Annotated in this window: 22 protein-coding genes; 18 read left to right on the forward strand and 4 right to left on the reverse strand. The window is 43.7% G+C overall.

All coding sequences use genetic code 11. The features are described from left to right. Position 1: 1 nt before the first annotated feature. The 4 genes from MsAg5_RS04695 to MsAg5_RS04710 all read right to left on the reverse strand — a co-directional run bounded on the left by MsAg5_RS04695 (position 2) and on the right by MsAg5_RS04710 (position 1541). The gene (locus MsAg5_RS04695; protein ID WP_338099464.1) at positions 2 to 175 is read right to left on the reverse strand and encodes a hypothetical protein; all 174 of its coding nucleotides are present in this window, start codon (positions 173 to 175) and stop codon (positions 2 to 4) included. A gap of 15 nt (positions 176 to 190) precedes the next feature. Then, positions 191 to 382 (reverse strand): type II toxin-antitoxin system HigB family toxin, encoded by a 192-nt coding sequence (locus tag MsAg5_RS04700; RefSeq protein ID WP_338099466.1) that lies wholly within the window; start codon positions 380 to 382, stop codon positions 191 to 193. 140 nt (positions 383 to 522) lie between these two features. Then, positions 523 to 828 carry an energy-coupling factor ABC transporter substrate-binding protein gene (locus MsAg5_RS04705; protein WP_338099468.1) on the reverse strand — a complete coding sequence of 102 codons (306 nt, stop codon included), beginning with the start codon at positions 826 to 828 and terminating at the stop codon, positions 523 to 525. Then, positions 825 to 1541 carry an energy-coupling factor ABC transporter permease gene (locus MsAg5_RS04710; protein WP_338099469.1) on the reverse strand — a complete coding sequence of 239 codons (717 nt, stop codon included), beginning with the start codon at positions 1539 to 1541 and terminating at the stop codon, positions 825 to 827. Before MsAg5_RS04710 ends, MsAg5_RS04705 begins: the two co-directional genes overlap by 4 nt. Positions 1542 to 2289: 748 nt before the next feature. Between MsAg5_RS04710 and MsAg5_RS04715 the strand changes: the two genes are divergently transcribed. The 18 genes from MsAg5_RS04715 to MsAg5_RS04800 all read left to right on the forward strand — a co-directional run bounded on the left by MsAg5_RS04715 (position 2290) and on the right by MsAg5_RS04800 (position 15511). Further along, positions 2290 to 2412 (forward strand): class I SAM-dependent methyltransferase, encoded by a 123-nt coding sequence (locus MsAg5_RS04715; RefSeq protein ID WP_338098447.1) that lies wholly within the window; start codon positions 2290 to 2292, stop codon positions 2410 to 2412. 153 nt (positions 2413 to 2565) lie between these two features. Beyond that, the gene (locus MsAg5_RS04720) at positions 2566 to 2832 is read left to right on the forward strand and encodes a hypothetical protein (RefSeq protein ID WP_338099470.1); all 267 of its coding nucleotides are present in this window, start codon (positions 2566 to 2568) and stop codon (positions 2830 to 2832) included. Between the two features lie 77 nt (positions 2833 to 2909). Further along, positions 2910 to 3524 (forward strand): cobalt-factor II C(20)-methyltransferase, encoded by a 615-nt coding sequence (locus MsAg5_RS04725; RefSeq protein ID WP_338099471.1) that lies wholly within the window; start codon positions 2910 to 2912, stop codon positions 3522 to 3524. 32 nt (positions 3525 to 3556) lie between these two features. Next, positions 3557 to 4369 (forward strand): cobalt-precorrin-4/precorrin-4 C(11)-methyltransferase, encoded by an 813-nt coding sequence (locus MsAg5_RS04730; RefSeq protein WP_338099472.1) that lies wholly within the window; start codon positions 3557 to 3559, stop codon positions 4367 to 4369. 133 nt (positions 4370 to 4502) lie between these two features. Further along, positions 4503 to 5087, forward strand: a complete 585-nt coding sequence (locus MsAg5_RS04735) for a cobalamin biosynthesis protein CbiG (protein WP_338099473.1) — start codon at positions 4503 to 4505, stop codon at positions 5085 to 5087. After that, positions 5084 to 5437, forward strand: a complete 354-nt coding sequence (locus tag MsAg5_RS04740; RefSeq protein WP_338099474.1) for a cobalamin biosynthesis protein — start codon at positions 5084 to 5086, stop codon at positions 5435 to 5437. The genes MsAg5_RS04735 and MsAg5_RS04740 overlap by 4 nt, the downstream gene beginning before the upstream one ends. Next, positions 5406 to 6212, forward strand: coding sequence for a precorrin-3B C(17)-methyltransferase (gene cobJ, locus MsAg5_RS04745; RefSeq protein WP_338099475.1), 807 nt, complete (start codon positions 5406 to 5408; stop codon positions 6210 to 6212). The genes MsAg5_RS04740 and cobJ overlap by 32 nt, the downstream gene beginning before the upstream one ends. A 277-nt stretch (positions 6213 to 6489) precedes the next feature. Continuing rightward, on the forward strand, positions 6490 to 7215 hold the full coding sequence (locus tag MsAg5_RS04750; protein WP_338099476.1) for a precorrin-8X methylmutase: 726 nt from the start codon (positions 6490 to 6492) through the stop codon (positions 7213 to 7215). Between the two features lie 147 nt (positions 7216 to 7362). Beyond that, positions 7363 to 8487, forward strand: a complete 1125-nt coding sequence (locus tag MsAg5_RS04755) for a cobalt-precorrin-5B (C(1))-methyltransferase (protein WP_338099477.1) — start codon at positions 7363 to 7365, stop codon at positions 8485 to 8487. An 89-nt stretch (positions 8488 to 8576) separates the two neighbouring features. Next, entirely contained in the window at positions 8577 to 9170 is a 594-nt protein-coding gene (locus tag MsAg5_RS04760) for a cobalt-precorrin-7 (C(5))-methyltransferase (protein ID WP_338099478.1), read from the forward strand. A gap of 30 nt (positions 9171 to 9200) precedes the next feature. After that, positions 9201 to 9350: a hypothetical protein gene (locus MsAg5_RS04765; protein WP_338099479.1), complete on the forward strand. Its 150-nt coding sequence runs from the start codon at positions 9201 to 9203 to the stop codon at positions 9348 to 9350. 59 nt (positions 9351 to 9409) lie between these two features. Next, positions 9410 to 10411: an Abi family protein gene (locus MsAg5_RS04770; RefSeq protein WP_338099480.1), complete on the forward strand. Its 1002-nt coding sequence runs from the start codon at positions 9410 to 9412 to the stop codon at positions 10409 to 10411. An 82-nt stretch (positions 10412 to 10493) separates the two neighbouring features. Further along, complete coding sequence (locus tag MsAg5_RS04775; RefSeq protein WP_338099481.1) at positions 10494 to 11249, forward strand: Imm51 family immunity protein; 756 nt, start codon at positions 10494 to 10496, stop codon at positions 11247 to 11249. A gap of 98 nt (positions 11250 to 11347) precedes the next feature. Continuing rightward, a complete protein-coding gene (locus MsAg5_RS04780; RefSeq protein WP_338099482.1) occupies positions 11348 to 12052 on the forward strand; it encodes a 4Fe-4S binding protein in 705 nt (234 codons plus the stop codon). Between the two features lie 59 nt (positions 12053 to 12111). Further along, positions 12112 to 12816, forward strand: a complete 705-nt coding sequence (locus MsAg5_RS04785) for a hypothetical protein (RefSeq protein WP_338099483.1) — start codon at positions 12112 to 12114, stop codon at positions 12814 to 12816. Between the two features lie 695 nt (positions 12817 to 13511). Next, positions 13512 to 14162, forward strand: coding sequence for a MarC family protein (locus MsAg5_RS04790; RefSeq protein ID WP_338099484.1), 651 nt, complete (start codon positions 13512 to 13514; stop codon positions 14160 to 14162). Positions 14163 to 14212: 50 nt separating this feature from the next. Then, positions 14213 to 14404, forward strand: coding sequence for a methytransferase partner Trm112 (locus MsAg5_RS04795; RefSeq protein WP_338099485.1), 192 nt, complete (start codon positions 14213 to 14215; stop codon positions 14402 to 14404). Positions 14405 to 14680: 276 nt separating this feature from the next. Further along, complete coding sequence (locus MsAg5_RS04800; RefSeq protein ID WP_338099487.1) at positions 14681 to 15511, forward strand: hypothetical protein; 831 nt, start codon at positions 14681 to 14683, stop codon at positions 15509 to 15511. Positions 15512 to 15842: the final 331 nt, after the last annotated feature.

A 15842-nucleotide genomic window follows, 5' to 3' on the forward strand; every position in this document is an offset into this window, starting at 1 on the left:
TTCAGTTTGCGCCTGCTGTTTCTGAAAATACAGTTATTTCCTGGTCCGGTTCGCATCTACTGTTTCCTAACAATACAGTTGTTTCCTGATCCGGTTTGCATCTACTGTTTCCTAACAATACAGTTGTTTCCTGGTCCGGGTTGCATCCGTTGCTGCTGTACCAATCCCATTTCATCGGATTCCGAGAAAATCAAACGCAAAGCGTTTGATTTTTCGGGAAGGCTTGCTTGACATCTTTTAAAGTGCTCGGGAAGGCTTGCTTGACATCTTTAAAAGTGCTCGGGAGGGCTTGCTTGACATCTTTAAAAGTGCTCGGGAGGGCTTGCTTTACATCTTTAAAAGTGTTCGGGTCATTTGCTTGATTTTTCCAAAAATTGCCCATTGCTTTCTAAAAACTCAAAAAGAAAAACGATCGCCATAACGCGCGCGCAGACCGCTCGCCAAAAAAACAAACAAAACAGAAACTCAAAACAGAAAAATAAAAAAAGAATTTGCGCCGAATCCGGCACAAATCATGTTAAGTTAGTTGTTTGCGTTTTTGGCATTCTTCATCTTGTTGATCGCATAATAATAGCCGAAGAACCAGCCGATAATCAAGGCGCCGATTGCGCCCTGCAAACAGAACAACAGGCTTTCGGTTTCACCGCCCGGCGGTTCCCAAAGAGGTTCTGCAATCGGTTCGTAATTCGGGTCGATTTCATGGACGTAATCCATCGCTTCGCCGTCAGCGCCGCCAAATTCGGAATCCATAATTGTTGTCTGGTAGATGAAATAAATGCCAAAAAGCAAAAGAATGGCCACCAAAAGGTAAATGATTTTATATTTCACTTCTTTCCCCCCCGGCTGAATTCGGCAATTCCTTTGACTTGCTCTTCCGTGAAGGTGCCTGCTTTAACCAAAAAGTCTCCTTTCACCAAAGAAATGAATATGACGGCAATCACAACGATGATTCCTTCAATGAAGGCCAGCGGAACTTGTGTCAAGGCGAATATTCCCAAAAAGACTGTTAATTGGTCGATAAACGTTTCTATGCCGCCTTTTAAGCCAAACGCCAACGCCAGTTGAAGCGACGTCATGATATATGTTGCCAAATCGGCAATAAATGCTGAAATAAACACATTGATAAAAATGCTGATTTTTCCTTTCGGGAGAATCTTGTAGCAGCACCAGGCCAACAACGGACCGAAGAAACCCATTGAAAAACAATTGGCTCCAAATGTCGTCAGGCCGCCGTGTGCAATAAAAAGGGCCTGAAAGATCAGAACGATTGCGGCTAATACAGCCGTGATGAACGGGCCGAAAATAATGGATGATAATCCTGTTCCGGTTGGGTGTGATGAAGAACCGCCGACCGCTGACGGAAGTTTTAAACTGGACAAAACAAAAATAAAGGCGCCCGATAATGCCAAAAGCGGCAATGCTTCTCTGTTTTTGGCGACCATTTTATTGAGCTGATGTATTCCGATGACAAGGATGACAAGTGTAACGATCCACCAAAAGGCTGCCCAAGGCAATGGAAGATAACCCTCTGCAATATGCATATGTTTTTCAAACTCCTTTTCCGGTTTTTAAAATAATTCATAAAAGTTATGACATAAGGCTTAACGAATGATTTAAACATTATCGTCTTATAAGATAACATAAGATAACATAAGATAATAAAACTGTTGATTTTAACAATTAAAATTGACTTTATTTTCAAATGCAATCTTTTTGGGATTAAATTTGTTCATTTTGATCAACTTTGAAGACGACCCCATTTTCAAAGAATCAAAAAATATTAAAGATCAAAAGTCCATTTTATCGCTGTACCAACGAAGTAATGGTGAATAGGCGATTCTTTGAATATAAAGGCCATAGATTTGGATAAAACATGTTATCATTTAAGATAACGATTTAACCGAAAATATTCATAAAAAGACATGCGAAATCTTCGTGTTTTGATTTTCGGAATTCTTTTGATTTTTTTAAAAATCTTCTCTTTGGCGTCAAAATTTGAATCAAGAAGTTGAAAAAAAGATCCGGACAGTTTAAGAAAAATAACTCTCCAAATGAAAAAAGACCCAAACAAAGGAAAAGATATAAAATAAAACAAACTGATTTAGATGTTTAATTTTCAAAATCTGTCCGAAAAGTCAAATTTAGATGATTTTTGATTTTTTGGTTTGTGGGATTTTTGCTCTATTACCGTAATATTTATTCATAAAAAAGCCCTTCATTTTTGTTACTCGACAAAAATAATGAATAACAGACATGAAATTTAGGGTTAAATCATAATTGGTGAAATGTATGCGTGAACTTATCGGCGTCAGCGGCGGACCGACCAAACCGGAAATCGTGGCTGTTTCTCTTTTTAAACTCGATATTCGGGACGGCGACGTTTTTGCGGACGTTGGCTGCGGAACCGGTTAGATTTCCATTGAAGCGACGCGCCTCGCGGACAACTTAACCATTTACGCGATTGACGCCCGTGAAGCGGCCACAACCGTTGCCGCTCAAAACTTTAAAAATTTCGGCGTCGACGCCACCGTTACGCTCGGCGAATCAGCCGATGTCATTTCTAAGTTGGACCACGTCGACTGCGCCTTTGTCGGCGGCACGAAAAACATCACCGCCGTTTTGGATCAATTGGTCGAAAAAGGCGCTCGTTCTATCATTGTGAACGCCGTCCGAATTGAAACGGTCGTCCGCGTCATCGAACACATGAAAAAACTCGGCGTTTACGACGAAACCGTGCACATCATCGCCTCCAAAAGCGAAGAACTGACCGGCGAAACCATGTTTAAGCCGGAAAACCCGGTGTACATTATGTGCGCGAAACGCAAAGAATAATCAAATTATCTTATTTCTTATTCATTTATTCATTTTATTTCTAAATATTTCTAAAAATACGAATCGGAGAACAAAAAATGTTATATGGTGTCGGATTGGGTCCGGGGGACCCGGAATTGCTCACAATTAAAGCGGTCAATATCTTAAAAGAAAGCGTCAAAGTGTTCGTGCCGGGCGAAATGGCTGCCGACTTGGTGCGCCCGTATGTGACGGAAGAGCCGGAGTATCTGGATTTCCCCATGATTTACGACAAGGAAAAGCTCAACGAAATCTGGACGGAAAACGCGAAAAAAGTCGCTGAGTACGCCCGCAAAGGAACCGTTGCGTTTTGCCTCATCGGCGACCCGAATTTCTTCTCCACCTTTACCCACATGAAAAAAGTGATGGCTGAAGTGGCGCCGGACGTTCAAACGGCCACCGTTCCCGGCATCAGTTCCATCACGTCCTGCGCATCCCAAATGGGCGTCGCCGTCGAATCTTCTTTTGAAGTTCACGACGGATCCGATATCGGCTACATGATTCACCTCAAAGCCAGAAAGCCGCGCGACATCATGAACAAATTCAAGAAACAAGGATACAAGGAATTCATTTTTGCGGAACGGCTGTTTTCGGACCGCGAAGTCATCATTAAAGATCAAGACAAAATTCCGGAAGAAGGGAACTATTTCAGTATTATGTACGCCAAAAAGTAAGAACGAAACGAAGAATGAACGGAGGGAAACCGATGGCAGGAAAAGACAAAATCAAGACTGAAAAGAAGAACAAGATCAAGAACGATAAAAAGGACAAGAAATCCAAAAAGACTGTCCGAAATGAAATTTATATCGTCGGCGCCGGTCCGGGCGATGAAAAATTAATCACCGTCAAAGGCAAAGAATTGCTCAAAAAAGCCGACTTAGTGATTTACGCCGGCTCTTTGGTCAACAAAAAGGTGCTCAACTACACCAAAGGCGAATGTGTGGACAGTTACGGCCTCACGCTGGACGAAACCACCAAAATGACCGTGGACGCCGTGAACGCCGGCAAAATGGTCGTGCGCCTGCACAGCGGCGATCCGGCGCTTTACGGATCCATTGTCGAGCAAACCGAAGAATTGAAAAAATACGACATTACCGCCAAGCGCGTGCCCGGCGTCTCGTCCGTTTTCGCCGTTGCCGCGGCGCTTGAAACGCAATTTACGCTCAACAATGTTTCCGACTCCTTAATCATTACACGCCCGGCCGGCACAACGCTTGAAACCGACCAAATTCCGGAATTTTCGGAACTCGGCGTGACCATGGCGATTTTCCTCGGCACGCAAAAGATTGAGGAAATCATGAACAAAGTCCGCTGTCCGAAAACAACACCGGTCGCTGTTGTGTTCCACGCCTCCTGGGAAGACGAATCCGTCATTCGCGGAACGGTGGAAGACATCGCCCGAAAAGTGAAAGACGCCGGCATCAAACGGTCCGCCATGATCATCATCGGCGACGTTGTGGATCCGAAAAATTACGCCAAATCTTACCTTTACGGCGTGAAACAAGGCCCGTTGGACTGATTTTTCAGTTCAACTCCTTTCATTTCATAATTTCTGCCAATTTCATTGAAATTCACCATCTATCTCACCATTTATCATTACCATCCGATCTCAATATCAATTTCAATTTAACAAAACAAAGCCGGGATTTGAAATGGATTTAAAAATTGCCGTTTTAACGTTTGAGCGAAACACCGCCGCCGCCAACAAAGTCGCAGCGCACTTAAACGGCGATGTCGTTCTTTACGAAAAAGGCATTTTTAAAAACATTTTTTCCAAATACGATGTGGTTGTCGCCCTGTTCGCGACCGGCATTGCCGTTCGCGAAATTGCGCCGTACCTCGGCAGCAAATGGGACGATCCGGCCTTGGTTGTCGTGGATTCCGGTCTCAATTTCGCGATTCCGGTTCTCGGCGGTCATCACGGCGGAAACGAAACCGTTCGCCGGCTTTCGGAACTTGGCGTGACTCCGGTCATTACAACTGCCACCGAAGTTCATCAAAAGCCGTCCGTTGAGGGAATTGCCGACAAATTGGGCTGCGTTGTCAAAAATAAAAAATCCACAATTGTTGTCAATAGTTCTCTTTTAGACAGCAACGTGGACGTTTTAGAAATTTCCGGTGCGAAAATCGTCGTCGTCGACGAAGACGTTTCCGTTCTTGTCAAACGAAAAGACGGAAAAACATTGCCTGTCGATCAATCGGACGAACTGGACAAAAAGAACAGGGGATTTGCATGATTATGGGAATCGGCGCCCGCCGCGGCGTGACCGAATCCGAAGTCTTAGAAGCCGTCGCGTCGGCTTTGTCCGAAGCGGGCGTTGCGCTCGACAACATTGACCTGCTGGCGTCGTCGACCCTCAAGGAAAACGAAGAAGGGCTTTTGGCCGCCGCCAAAACCCTCGGCAAAGAAATACGGTTTTTGCCGGACGATATTTTGAATCAATATGAACCAACATCCAAATCCGAAGCGTCGCGCTTCGGCTTAAAAGGCGTGGCTGAGCCCGCTGCATTAGCTTTATCAGATCATCAACAACTTATCTTTCAGAAAAAAGTCTATGGGAGAGTTACCATTGCCATCGCAAAATAACAATCAATCTAAAAAAGGAAAGCTTTACATTGTCGGAATCGGTCCCGGTTCCGTGGAACAGCTCACCGTTCACGCCAGAGACGTCATCGTCAACGCCGATTACATTCTCGGCAACGATACGTATTTGGATCAAATTGAATCGCTCATCACCAATCAAAATGTGTACAGAAGCAGCATGGGCCAGGAAGTCGACCGCGCCAAAGAAGCGGTCAAAATGGCGGAAAACCATGTGGCCGTCATGGTCAGCGGCGGCGACGCCAACGTTTACGGCATGGCCGGCATTGTTATTGAAGTGGCGGAGCGCAACAACTTAGACGTCGACATTGAAGTCGTCCCCGGCGTCACCGCCATGCTCGCCAGCGCCAGCGTTCTCGGCGCGCCGGTCGTGACGGACGCCGCAACGATTAGTCTCAGCGACTTGCTCACACCGTGGGAAGTCATTGAAAAACGGCTCTCATTCGCGTCGCAGGCCGATTTCATCATTTCGCTGTACAACCCGAAAAGCCGCCAAAGAACCTCCAATTTTGAGCGCGCGATTGCGATCATTCAAAAATACAAACCGGCGCATGTGCCGGTAGGCCTCGTGAAAAACGCGCTTCGCGGCGATGAACAGGAAATCATTGTCACAACGCTCGGCGACGTTTTGAATTACAACGACTGGGTGGACATGAGAACTGCCATCATCATTTGTAACGCCGATTCCCGCATCTGGAAAAGCTCGAACGGCGACAAAATTATTACGCCGCGGGGATATCAAAAAAAGTATGAGTATTAATTCCTGAGATTGTCCTTGAATTTCTCATATTCCATGAAATGAAAAATGAGAATTCAGGGATAGACTTATTAGGAATGAATCCGAACAATAAGTATCTGATTCAAATCAGATCTTTTTTTGAAAAATGATACTTAAACGGTATTTTTTAAAGATGCTTTCTAAAGATACTTTATAAAGATACATTATAAAGATACTTTTTTGGATGAATATTTAAATTATTCAATTTATATCTCAGATAACTTATAAATTTAAAAATAATTCAAATTGGGGAAAAAATATGGCACAACTGCAGGACAAAAACAAAGAATACGGAACGTTAGATGAGCTGGCGTCCTTTTCAATTGAAATCGACCCTGAATTTATCAAATCCTGTTCCGATTTCGGCGCCAGTACCGACGAAGCCAAAACCATTTACATGAAAAGCCGGACCTACATTCAAGGCGTGGTCGGCAACAACACGCCGGAAGACCGGATCCGCCAGCGCTGTGCCGTGGCCACCGGCGACATTTCCGTTGCGGAAATCATGGAATTCCGGCACAACCCGATTGACGCCGGCGTCGACGCCGTTTTAAAAGACGCGCCGATTTTCGTAGACATCAGCATGGTGAAAGCCGGTATTACGAAAATGGGACACAACTGCGAGGTTATTTGTGTTCTGGATGAAGACAAAGACGCCGAAATCGCCAAACAATACGGCATCACACGAACCGCTGCCGGATTTTTGGCTTGCCGCGATCGCTTAAACGGCGCGATCATCGCGATCGGCAACGCGCCGTCCGCCGCCATTATCGTTTGCCGCATGGTTGAAAAAGGCTTGCGTCCGGCTTTGATTGTCGGAACGCCGGTCGGTTTTGTCAACGCCGCCGAATCCAAAGAAATGGTGCGCGACTTAGAAATTCCGGTCCCGTCGATCACATGCGTCGGCACCCGCGGCGGAACGCCGATGGCGGTCGCCTGTGTGAATGAAATCGTCGCCATTGCCAACGAAAAGAAAAAGCAATAAAGAAAACAATAAATAAAAGCATCTTTTGCTTTTGTTTATTTTTTTATTTCGTTTTTATTTTTAAATTATTTTTTCCTTCTTATTTGGAAAAACGACTGTCGCCTCAAAATGAAAATATGCAAATACGATGCAAACCTTATGATTTTTATGAAAGATCCCGTCAATGATTTTGAAATTCCCGAGGAGTGGCTGGCTAAATCTCCTCTCCCGCGAAACGAACTTGAAAAGCTGGTGGAAAAGGGATTGGCGGTCGTTTTAAGCGACGGGTCTTATTTAAAGCGCGGATTTACAACCGGCACGACGTCGGCTGCCGCTGCCAAAGCTGCGGTTCTGTCTCTCCGCCAAGAACTTTCTCCGGAAACGATCATCTCCGTTCCGACGCCCATCGGCCTTCGGGCGGAAATGCCGGCCGCTTTTGCCAAAGACGGTAAATCCGGCGTCCGAAAAGTTTTCAACGACCACGAATCCGACATTACCCGCGACGTTTTGTTTTGCGCAGACGTGCGGATCGTTCCCAAATCGTCGGTTGAGCCGGTTATGCTCAAAAAAGCTGCTTCGAATATTATCGTCACCGGCGGAATCGGCGTCGGCATTATTGAGCGCGCCGGATTTGAAACGCCGGCCGGCGAATACGCCATCAATCCGAAACCGCTCGCTCAAATCCGAAATTCGGTCATTGAAGGACTCAAAGAAACCAGCCGCTTCGATGAAATCTGCGGCACCGATTCTGATTCTGTTCTCATTGTGATTATTTCTATTCCGGACGGCGTCGAACTCAGCAAAAAAACGCTCAACGACCGCATCGGCATCCGGGGCGGGATTTCCATTCTCGGAACGACTGGTTTTGTTGAGCCGTGGAACGATCATTTGGGTGAAATGAAAGACGAGCTGATTCAGCATTCCAAAAAACTGGTGCTGACGACAGGACGTCAAGGCATGAGTATTTCCAGCATGCTGTTCCCCGGTTACGATATTATTATGGTCGGCAGCCGAATTTCGGAAGGCATCGCCGCCGCCAAAAACGCGGAAGAAATTGTCGTTTCCGGCCTTCCCGGACTTGTTCTCAAATGGGGCAATCCGGCTATGATGAAGGACTGCGAATATGCGACCGTTGTTGAAATGATTGAACGGGATCCGAAAAATGAACGGATTCAAACGGCGTTTGACATGGCGGTCAAAAAAGGCAAAGGGGCCCGGATTGTTGTGATTGAGCGGGACGGACTCGTGCTTCTCGACAGCAAAAATGAATTTGATTATTTGATGAAACAGTAATGGTTGACAGATTGTTGGTAGATTGTTGACAAATTGTTGACAGTAATAGTGACAGTAATTGGCAGTAAAGTAATGGAGGGAGTGATGGAATGATTGTGGTCGGCGTTGGCGTTGGTCCGGGAATGCTCACGGAAGAAGGCATTTCGGCGATTCAAAACGCGTCTGTTGTTTACGGATCCGGGCGCGCGCTTGAAATTGCACAAAAGTACATTCTTGCGGGGACGCCGGTTGAAACGCTCAAAAGTTTTAAAAACCTGCACCTGCTGCCCAAAGACGCTGTCATTTTGTCCACCGGTGACCCGATGTTTTCCGGCCTCGGAAAATTCGCAACCGAATCCGATGTTGTCATTCCCGGCATTTCTTCTTTTCAGTTGGCGTGCTCCCGCCTTCATGTGAATTTGACCAATTTTTACTGCATCACGGCGCACGGGCGCGAGGACGTCAGTCTGGCGCGCAACGAGCTTTTGCGGGAACTCAAAACCGGCAAGAACATTTTCCTGCTGCCCGACGAAAAGTTCGGGGCGGCGGACGTGTGCGCGCTGCTGCTGAGTGAAAATATCGACGCGGACGTTTATTCTTTGGAAGAGCTCGGCTACCCGGAAGAACAAATTCTCAAAGGCAATCCGAGAAATCCGCCTGCACCCGTTTCTGATTTATACGGACTCATGATTATTTTAAAATAATTCTTCAAAAATAACGGAACCGGGCTGCTTATGAATCTTGTTCGAAAATGTAAAAAATGCAACAATTGGATTTACATTATCGAAAAAGAAGTCGGCGACCCGGTCAAATGCCCGCAGTGCGGCGAAGAACACCATTTGTCAAAAACATTGTCGGATAAGTTTGTTTTGACAAGAATCTAATCCGCACACATTGTAAATAAATAAGTATTTATATCATTATAAGATATTCTTTTTTAATAATGCCTGCTATGCTTAGCATGTACTTCGGTACATTGATGCCCACTGGCAGGTTCCTACTTCTTATTAACAAAAAGGTCGAAATGGCTAATGATAATCTGCCTCTTTCTGTAAAAAATCAAATCATTAATTTTAAGGAAAAGGGTCTTTCCTTTAATGATGAAAATTTGGCAGAACGTTTTCTTCTCAATAACAGCTATTACCGACTAAAAAATTATACAGATTTTTTTCAAAATTCAAAGGCATTTGATAGATATTTTTTAAATAATATCTTTTTTGAGGATATTTTAGACATTTATCATTTCGATAGCGAACTCAGATCTCTTATTTTTAATGCGATTGAGAAAATCGAAATCGCTCTTCGAAATCAAATTGTCTATCAATATTCTATAACATACGGCAGTCACTGGTATTTGGACAGCACTTACTTTAAAGTTGCAAATGTCCATCAACTTTTTCTTGATGATTTATTCAGAAATGTTGAATCAAGCGTTGAAAGCTTTACTGTTCCGTATAAACAATATCCTTATGGAAAACAAAATCCTCCCCTTTCTTCCTGTTGGATGGTTCCGGCTTGCTGGGTTGCAATTGAAACGGTTAGTTTCGGTCAGCTTTCAAAAATACTTGGAAATCTAAAAGCTGATAATTGTAAACAGGCAGTAACATTACATTTTGGTGTGCATGCACCTCAGATTTTAGATAATTGGATGCACTGCATTAGCATCATTCGAAATATATGTGCTCATCATGGGCAATTATGGGATCGTAAAATAAGAGAAATCAAATTGCCGAAAAATCTCCCCAATCTATTTATTCAAAATAAAAGTGTTGAAAACAACAAAATTTATGCTTCAATCTGTTGTATTCAATATTTGTTAAATGAAATTGATCCCGAAAATAATTTTAAAAATAGACTTGCAGAACTCTTAAAAAGTCGTTCCATTAAAGAACTGGACCGGATGGGATTTCCAGCTACATGGGATTCGGAATTATTTTGGATATAAAATAAACAAAAGATTAATCTTTGATCCTACATATTTATTTTTCAATCTTTTTTCGACAAATTTTATTGACGGGAGTCAAACAATGGATCAAAAATTGATGAAGCAGCTTGAAAAATGGCACAATAATTTCGACAACGACAAAATTATCCGCGCGGTTTTGGAAATTCCGGAAGCAGAACGGGATTATGAGCTGACCTGTATTTTGGCCCGGGCGTATAACAATAACGACGAATATGACAAGGCGATCCAACTGTTGCTGTCCGTCAAGGAACAGGGCGAAAACGATCCGCTTTGGTTTTACCGGCTGGCATACGCTTATTTCTATTTGGATTCGGAAGAACAGGCATTGGAACTGCTGAAGCGGAGTAAAGAGCTGGATCCCGATAACGATGATGTGGATGAACTCATTCATCTGTGTGAGGAATATCTTTCAGGCGGTGAAAATGATATTGAGGCGGGACTTGAAGCTGATTCGACGCTCTATGACTACACCGCCGTTGTGAAACACGACGACAGCATCTCGGTTTGCTTTTACATTGAGCATGAAAAAGCATTTGCCATTGGCGAAAAAATGTATGATCTCAATGAAGAAGCCTATATGAACGGCTACAACTGGGAAGCGTTTTTCAATTACTATCTGCCCAAATATGAGCCGGACGTCATGGATGGAATGGATACCGATCCGGAAGCCGGTATGTATGTGGCGTTTTATGATCTCACACCGGAAAATGAAGCGCGGGCGGAAAAGTTTATCGAAATTATCCGACGTTTGGTCGACAATGAAGATGAACTTTACCGCATCGTCCGCGAGGAAAGCGATAATATCTTGTGGGACTAATTTCTAAAGACCGATATTCTAAATAATGACGTTTAGAGGCGTGAAAAGGCAACGGTATTTTTTGTCAATGAGATCTTTTTTGTCAATGATGGGATAAAATGGCAGCCAAGAAGAAAACGGCAACTGAGCTCACCAAGGAAATTGTGAAAGGATACGGAATGGATGCCGGCGCAGTTGTCGTTGGTATTGCCGCTTCTCAAGATTTTGATTTGGCGCCGGAAGGCTTTAAGCCAACCGACGTTCTCCCGGATTGTCGCTCCGTGATTGTTTTGGGCGCAACGTTTTCACCGGATGTCTTCAACAGCATTGACGAATATACCGCCAGCCGCAACGCCATGCTGACGACGATGACTGATATGGCTAAAGAAGTCGCCAAACGCATCAAGGCCGACGGATATAAAACAAAAGCCATCAGCGCGGCGGGCGGCAAATGGATAGAAGGCGACGGTCGAAAAGAGCATTTCGGAGCCATTTCATTGAAACACGCCGCAGAAATTGCGGGGCTTGGCGTTATCGGCAAAAATTATCTGCTGACGAATCCGCAGTACGGCACTCTTCTTTGGTTCAGTGCTGTTCTGACCGACGCGGAACTGATACCGGATGAAAAAATAGGTTTTGACATGTGCGGCAGCTGCAACAAATGCGTTGAAGAATGTCCTGTGGGCGCATTGGATGATCCGACTGCATTCGGGAAAAAAGGCTGCTCAAGTTTTTTTGTCATCGAAAACGGAAAATTAAGAATAAAGTGTTTTTTGTGCCGAACGGTTTGTCCACACGCTTTTGGGATATCCGGTATGGGGTGACGGTAGCTCCTTTCTAAATCAAAAGCGATCGGTTGGATAAATTGTCAAAGGGTGATATTTTGCAGGAAAATATGGAAAATGTAGCTGATTCAAAAGAATATCTGGATACGCTCGCAGATATCCACTTACACTTGTTTATCCCGGAATGCGGCAAAAGCGAAGTTCTCAGAGAATTAGGAAGCGGAATCAGCATTTTAACAAAGGATTATTTCTATGATCAAGATAATCCGAAATACCCGTACAACTTAGAGGGCAGCCATAACATTGTTTACCGAAATGGTAAAGAAATCTATTCTTTCAAAACTGTCAACAACAGCGGTTATTTTTGGCTGCTTCACCATCAGAATGGGCACGACTACCTCCTTTTTACAAAAGATCTGTACGGATACAGTGTTCTTGACCTGACGACGCTGCAGGATTTTAATTATTTCCCGGCAGGTTCTTTCCCAACGGGTGAAACTTTCATTTGGTGCGATATTCATTATAATCCCGCAAACAATATGATGGCTGTCAGCGGATGTTTTTGGGCTTGCCCGTCCAGCATTGTCTTGGTGGATTTTTCTAATCCGATGGCAGTCAGTCCGCAAGTTGACGTCAATGAATTTATCAATCAAGGATATGAGCGTTATGACGACATTGATTTTGTTGCATGGGATGGCTTGGATTTGATTTTGAAAATGAACGGTCAGACCGAACCGGTCCAAAAAGAAGAGAGAACAATAGAAAACGATACGTATATGGTTTGGTTTGAGAACAAGAAGTGATTAACGGGGAAGAAAAATGAAAGTGAACACATCATACTGTACCTGCATTTCATCATTTTTTAAATTTTAGTTTGCATCTACAGTTCACTATTTTTAAATTTCAGATTGCACCTACAGTTGACTGTTTTTAGATTGCAGTTGCACTACTGTTTCTAAAAATACAGTTGTTTTCCGAATCCGATTTGCACCTACTGTTCACTATTTTTAAATTTTAGATTGTACCTACAGTTGACTGTTTTTAGATTGCAGTTGCACGGACTGTTTCTAAAAATACAGTTGTTTTCCTAATCCGATTTTATCTGCTGTTTGCCATTCAGATTGTATCTAGTGAGCGGTATCCGTAAAATACAAACGCTATCGCGTTTGATTTTACGGGATGGTTTGCTTGGCAAGATGGTACAAGTAAAACCAAACTTTATGCGACCGGAGGGAGCCGTTTGCGAAGCAAACTTACAGATTTAGACTCCCACTGCCATTGAAAAATTCCTAGCGAAGCGACGGAATTTTTGCCATAACGCGCGCAGTGCCGCCCGCTCCAAAAAAAATGAGAAGAAAAAATAAGATCAAAAAATTCAAAATTTTGTGCAAAAACTCCATTTTCAAATCATTTATATACCGAAACCACATTCATATCCCATATTATTTACAATTGAATATAAAAATGTAAAAAGTATCAATAACGAGGATTGTTTAAAATGGTTGAAGCCGTGCCGCTGATTTCTTTTTTCCTTTACGCGTTCACGGCTATTTTCGTCATCGTCAACCCGATTAACGCTTTGTTCACGTTCGTGTCAATGACGAGCGGTTATCCGGAGAAAATGAAGAATCTGTATGCCAAAAAGGCGATTCTTTTGGCGACGGGCGTCGCGATCTTCTTTGCGATTGCCGGATCCCTTGTTCTTGAATTCCTCGGCATCAGCGTCGATTCGCTTCGCGTCGCCGGCGGTATTCTTCTGTTTACCATTGGTTACAACATGATGACGGCAAAAATGAACCAAAACGTCACGCAGGCCGAAATCGACGAATCCCAGGAAAAGGACTTTTGGGTCTTTCCGATTGCGATTCCGCTGTTGTGCGGGCCCGGTCTGATTTCGACCGTGATCGTTCTCATGGGCGGCAGCAGCAGTTTGACCAACGATATCACGATCATCGTTTCCATCATGCTGGTCTTTGCGATCACCTACGTCGGATTTTATTTTTCCCGGAAAATCAGCAAATATCTCGGCTACACCGGCACTTTGGTGATTACACGCCTGCTCGGTTTGTTCCTGGCTGCGATTGCCGTCGGCATGATCACGCTCGGTCTTTACAATATCTTCAAGCTTTTCATCGCGGGAACCTTTTAAATGAAATGCCGGCATCAGTCACCGATACTATGATTCAGCGAGGATAAAACGTGAAAAAATCAAATTTATCTCTTTTTGTTTGTCCCTTATGCCGCGGCGAACTGACGGCGAAACCGGAAAAAGAAAACGCGAACGGCACGGAAATTGTTTCCGGCAATCTGTATTGTCCGGCGTGTTCGATTTATTATCCGATCGAAAACAAAATCCCGAATCTGCTGCCGCCGGATATGCGTGATTTTTGATTTTGATTTTTATTTTTTTGGCGCCGGCACGCGCGCGTTATTGCCCTGTCTTTTCAGGATGCCGGAAAAACGGACATTCCTTTTTTATTATTTTTTCAAAAGCCTGTTTTTATTTTCACATTTTAATTAAAAAAGGAATATGTTGAGATTATTCACAATTTATCAATAAATTTTATTAACACTCAGGGTATATTAAAAGAATAATTTCATATTTTGAATCATATTATTTGTTTCCGTTTGTTATTTTCACACAAAGACGCCACTCAGGGATTTTAAATGAAAGAAGTTCTTCAAGACATCTACATCGGACGGCAGTCGATGGACTCGATTGAGTTCAAGTACGACACCATTGAAGTGCCGCTCTACAAAGGCGAAGACCGTGAATTTCAGGTTTTTATCAAAAATTTCAGTTCGCCGACTTACATTTCTTTTTTGCCGGATGATTCCATTAAGGATTATCTCATTTTAGCGCCGAGCAAACACCATGTCCAAAACAACCTTTACGCCAAAATCGTCATCCGGATTCCGTACAATGCGATTCCTGTCGCGGAAGGCATGTTTTATGTCGTGACCGGTTACGGCGCGCAAAAGAAAGGGTTCAAGCTCGTCATCGGCCTTGAAGGCAGCAGCCCCGGCGACTACGGCCGCGCCGCCGCCCGCAGCGATGAACCGGCGCCGGTCATCCAATCCAATAATCCGATTCCCTCTGTCCCGGAACGCGTTTTGATCAAAAGCGATGAAGACGACGATGTGACCAAACGGACCAAAAAGCCGCCGGTCTTTAAAGTGCGCGACGATTGGGAAGGAAAACGGGAGAAGAACGGTCCGAAAAAACCGGTCAAATCGAAAGCGTCTTCCAAATACGCGAAAAAGCAAGAGCCAAAGATGACGCTCAGCGAACGGTTTGAAGCCGAAAAGAATACGATCGTGGTGTCGGTATTGCTTTTGGCGATTCTGGCGTTCCTTTTCGTGTATATCTGGTACACCGACATCGATTCGATTTTCAATTTCGACCAGACATTTTTGCTGGCGATTATTCTCATCGGATTCATGGTTTTTGTCGTGTTCCTGATTGCGGTATTCTTTAAAAATCCGAAAGAAGAGTAATTTTTTACTTTTCTTTTCTTCTCTTTTTTATTTCAGATTTTCATTTTTACTGATTCATTTCTATTTTTATTTTCGATTTTTATTTTCATTTCATTTTTATTTTTATCTTCATTTTTATTCTTTTTTTACCGGCCGCCTCGCGCGCGTTACTGCACCGTTTTTTTGATTTGTTCTTTGAAAAAACGGTCTCCGTCTTTTGAAACAGTCTCCAATATTTTCCGAATTACAAGAGGTTTACAATATATACCAATCAAGCACAATATTAAGGACCGTCTAACAGACGGCGGATGTTTTTTTATGTGTGTTCAAAAACATCAGCTATTGGTTTAAA

It is taken from the genome of Methanolapillus africanus (assembly GCF_032714475.1).
GTDB lineage: Archaea > Halobacteriota > Methanosarcinia > Methanosarcinales > Methanosarcinaceae > Methanolapillus > Methanolapillus africanus.

Coding starts and splice junctions, on each gene's coding strand:
- MsAg5_RS04765 (WP_338099479.1), top strand. CDS start 9,201: ATGAATCTTGTTCGAAAATGTAAAAAATGCAACAATTGGATTTACATT.
- MsAg5_RS04740 (WP_338099474.1), top strand. CDS start 5,084: ATGATTATGGGAATCGGCGCCCGCCGCGGCGTGACCGAATCCGAAGTC.
- MsAg5_RS04700 (WP_338099466.1), bottom strand. CDS start 382: ATGGGCAATTTTTGGAAAAATCAAGCAAATGACCCGAACACTTTTAAA.
- MsAg5_RS04750 (WP_338099476.1), top strand. CDS start 6,490: ATGGCACAACTGCAGGACAAAAACAAAGAATACGGAACGTTAGATGAG.
- MsAg5_RS04725 (WP_338099471.1), top strand. CDS start 2,910: ATGTTATATGGTGTCGGATTGGGTCCGGGGGACCCGGAATTGCTCACA.
- cobJ (WP_338099475.1), top strand. CDS start 5,406: ATGGGAGAGTTACCATTGCCATCGCAAAATAACAATCAATCTAAAAAA.
- MsAg5_RS04790 (WP_338099484.1), top strand. CDS start 13,512: ATGGTTGAAGCCGTGCCGCTGATTTCTTTTTTCCTTTACGCGTTCACG.
- MsAg5_RS04735 (WP_338099473.1), top strand. CDS start 4,503: ATGGATTTAAAAATTGCCGTTTTAACGTTTGAGCGAAACACCGCCGCC.
- MsAg5_RS04760 (WP_338099478.1), top strand. CDS start 8,577: ATGATTGTGGTCGGCGTTGGCGTTGGTCCGGGAATGCTCACGGAAGAA.
- MsAg5_RS04715 (WP_338098447.1), top strand. CDS start 2,290: ATGCGTGAACTTATCGGCGTCAGCGGCGGACCGACCAAACCGGAAATC.
- MsAg5_RS04695 (WP_338099464.1), bottom strand. CDS start 175: ATGAAATGGGATTGGTACAGCAGCAACGGATGCAACCCGGACCAGGAA.
- MsAg5_RS04800 (WP_338099487.1), top strand. CDS start 14,681: ATGAAAGAAGTTCTTCAAGACATCTACATCGGACGGCAGTCGATGGAC.
- MsAg5_RS04730 (WP_338099472.1), top strand. CDS start 3,557: ATGGCAGGAAAAGACAAAATCAAGACTGAAAAGAAGAACAAGATCAAG.
- MsAg5_RS04710 (WP_338099469.1), bottom strand. CDS start 1,541: ATGCATATTGCAGAGGGTTATCTTCCATTGCCTTGGGCAGCCTTTTGG.
- MsAg5_RS04755 (WP_338099477.1), top strand. CDS start 7,363: ATGAAAGATCCCGTCAATGATTTTGAAATTCCCGAGGAGTGGCTGGCT.
- MsAg5_RS04770 (WP_338099480.1), top strand. CDS start 9,410: ATGCCTGCTATGCTTAGCATGTACTTCGGTACATTGATGCCCACTGGC.
- MsAg5_RS04780 (WP_338099482.1), top strand. CDS start 11,348: ATGGCAGCCAAGAAGAAAACGGCAACTGAGCTCACCAAGGAAATTGTG.
- MsAg5_RS04775 (WP_338099481.1), top strand. CDS start 10,494: ATGGATCAAAAATTGATGAAGCAGCTTGAAAAATGGCACAATAATTTC.